The organism is Meiothermus cerbereus (assembly GCF_051297115.1).
In the GTDB taxonomy this organism is placed as follows: Bacteria; Deinococcota; Deinococci; order Deinococcales; family Thermaceae; genus Meiothermus; species Meiothermus cerbereus_A.
Window position 1 is genome coordinate 1 of record NZ_JBEVAL010000135.1, and the last position, 2,961, is coordinate 2,961.

Sequence of the window (2,961 nt, forward strand, 5' to 3'; positions counted from 1 at the left end):
CCTGTAGGTTGGGTGTGGTTTCCATCCCAAAATCCTAAGGCATGGGTGGAGGGGTGCGGAATGTCGGTTAGAGTGGTCTTCAGAGAGAAGACTACAGCCCCACTTATATTGCACTCTTCACAGACCTGGCCTCCCATCCGGGAGGCCACTGTGCTGTGCAGGACAAAGTAATCAGGTTGTGCAGAGCTCAATATTTGTGAAGAGTGCTCTATGGGTCTTGAAACTCCCCCTTGACCCCCTCGAGCACCACCACATCGCCGGTGTCGAGGTTGTACAGCACCCTGGTTCCCTCCACGAAGCCATCTTTGTTCTGGCTTCGCACGGGCCGGTCTTTGCTGCCGTACAGGAATGCGATGCGGTCTTTTTCGCGTACTACCGCTCCTTCGGCAGTTGAAGTGCGACCATCCTGAACCAGCCGGATGGCGCCAAATAAGGTAAGAGCCTCATCGTCTACGTTATAAACCATGCGTTCGGCGCTGCCTTGCAGCGGTTTTTCGCCCGAGCGCTCGAGCTCTACTGGCCCGGCTACCCAGGCATTGCCGCTTTCGTTGTCGTAGTCGAGGCGGCTGCCCCAGGCCTTGCTCTTGCCTTGCTGTACTTCTACCGCCCGGGGCGCAGGCTTGAGATCGAGCTCGAGGCGATCTTCTTCTTCGACGTAGCGGGCGGTGCCTCCGGTCATGAAGACATAATCGTTCACCCCACGAATCTGCTCCACGCGGGCTATGGCTCCAAAAGCCCGGGCATCCTCGCCAAAGTTAACCTGCACGCGAAAAGGCGGCGGGTCGGCAAAAAGCGAGCGAACCAGGGAGGGGCCTTCGCGGCTGCCCCCAATCCGAACCTCGAAAGCCTTAAGGCTCCCGTCGTTTTGCTCGGCGGCCTCGAGGCGCACCTGCTGCCCCACCTTGAGGTCGGCAAACTGCACCTGCTTGCCTTGGTGCCAGAAGCGGGTCAGCCTATCGGTCGTAAATAGCTGCTCCCCCAGACTGAGGGTTTTCTTTTCGGCATCCAGCGCGGTAATGATACCGCCATACAGGTCGCGCAGCTCGATGATGGCCGGGGGGTTGTCCGGCCCGGTTTTGACCACCACAATCTTTTTGCCCCGCCGCTCAATCTCGGCGGTGGTCTGGAAAGAGGGCTCGGGCTCCTGCTGGGCTATGGCCACCAGCAACAGCACTCCCGAGACCAGCCAGGGCCAGCGCATGGCACTTATTATTGCTCGCCCAGCTTGCGGAAGTCGTTTACCGGCAGTCGGGGTGCCTGGGCCAGCACCCGCACCTGCGAACGGTTGACGTTATGCAAAAGCGAGTTGCCCGAGAGGGTGGCCCGCTCCTTGGCGTTCACACTGCGGGCCGGTACGTTTTGGTTGCCCACCCGACCCGCCACAATGGTGGCCTCGCCGGTGTTGTCGTTGTAGACCAGGCTGACCCCGGTGGTGGTGATGTCACCGTCTACCAGGGTGACCCCGCCGGTGGCCAGCAGACGCTTGTCGTCGGTCAGGCTGCGGATTTCTTTGGCCCGAATCACCAGGTCGCCCTTGCCCTCGCGCTTACGCAGCAACACCACTTCTTTGGCATCGCCAAAGACCGCCAGCCCGCGGTCTTCTTCGTAGTACACCGTCTCCGAGCGCCCTTCCTGGCGACCATTCTTGAGCGTCACGCCGCCTTCACTGGTGGAGATGTTGTTGTCCACATCAAACGTCATGCGGGAGGCAGTAACTTCCACCGGGTCACTGTCCTTGTCCTTGGGCTCCTGGCGCATCCGGGCGTTGCCCTCGAGGGTACCGCGCCCACTGGACTCACGGTAGACCAGCTTAGGGCCGCTGGCCGTCATGCGGTCGCGCTTGACCACTACGCTGCCCTCAAAAGAGGCCACCCGCTCGCCCTCGGCCTCCTGCATGGTTTTGCCCTGGGGGGCTTCCAAGATGGCCCGGGTGGCGTTGATCTCGAGGTCTTTTACCCTACCGATTACCCCCCCCGGTTTACCGGCTTCGTAGACCCAGGGGCCGTTGCGCAGGTTGCCCGAACGTTGCCCACCGGGCGCCTCGATGGTGATGATGCGCTGTTCTTTGCTTTGGGCCAGTACTGCCAGCGTTAGTAGAAAAAGAAGCCATGCTAGACGTTTCATGAACTACCACCTTCGATAGGACAGGGCGGCTGTTCCCCACCAGAGATAAATTTCTCGATGGGGTCGCGCCAACTGGGGTTCTCGATACCAAAGTCGCTTCTAAAGTCTTTGCCCCGCACTTCCAGGCTGGGTGCGGTGATGTGGACGCTGGGCGCACGAAAGCCCTCGCGCTGATCTATCGTAACCGGCGCCTCGCCAGGCTTGCCCAGGTCGACTGTATAGCAGCCTTTGAGAATCTCTACCCTGGCATAGGGAACCCGCAGGTTATCGGCACGGTCTATGATTACCTCCGGTGCGGTGAGCCGCATATCCAGCCGATCTTCGACATAACGCTTTCCCGATTGCAGACCGGTTACTTTGGCCTCCCGGGTGCCGGGGTCTTGCTCGACCTGGTTCGCCCTGAACTCCCAGCGGGCTTTGGGATCTTGTTCGGGGTAAAGGGTAAGTTGGACATTTTCCAACTTAACCCCCCGGTTGGGTATAGCTGGGCTGGGAGTGGGGCGTGTGGACAGGAAGACCGAAAACACCACAATGGTTACCAGGGCCACGAACGCAGATCGAACCACGGCTCGAGGTTAGAAGCAAGATGGCTTAGAAGCGTGAACTTTATTGCGGCCTTGGCTATTTTTGCTGCTACGCCCAGGGGCAAAAAATGCGCTCGAAACGGTTTTTTCCTGATTGATATGAAATCTCGCTGGGTTGTTTTCCCGATACAGCAGATTAAGCCACCTATTTTTGCAAAGAACCAAAGCGAGCGTATTTGAAGGATTTCATATGATACCGGATTCAAAAAGATAGTCTTCAAACAAAAATCCCAAGAGGCTATCTTTTTGAATC

Annotated in this window: 4 protein-coding genes; all 4 read right to left on the minus strand. The window is 58.5% G+C overall.

Going from position 1 to position 2,961, the window contains the following annotated elements; all coding sequences use genetic code 11:
• Positions 1-208 precede the first annotated feature (208 nt).
• The gene (locus ABWU19_RS14635; RefSeq protein WP_435902377.1) at positions 209-1,201 is read right to left on the minus strand and encodes a DUF5666 domain-containing protein; all 993 of its coding nucleotides are present in this window, start codon (positions 1,199-1,201) and stop codon (positions 209-211) included.
• Positions 1,202-1,209: 8 nt separating this feature from the next.
• Complete coding sequence (locus ABWU19_RS14640) at positions 1,210-2,124, minus strand: LptA/OstA family protein (RefSeq protein ID WP_435902378.1); 915 nt, start codon at positions 2,122-2,124, stop codon at positions 1,210-1,212.
• The gene (locus ABWU19_RS14645) at positions 2,121-2,690 is read right to left on the minus strand and encodes a hypothetical protein (RefSeq protein ID WP_435902379.1); all 570 of its coding nucleotides are present in this window, start codon (positions 2,688-2,690) and stop codon (positions 2,121-2,123) included. Before ABWU19_RS14645 ends, ABWU19_RS14640 begins: the two co-directional genes overlap by 4 nt.
• A partial coding sequence (locus ABWU19_RS14650; RefSeq protein WP_435902380.1) for a hypothetical protein occupies positions 2,660-2,961 on the minus strand: 302 nt, incomplete at its 5' end. The genes ABWU19_RS14650 and ABWU19_RS14645, both read right to left, overlap by 31 nt.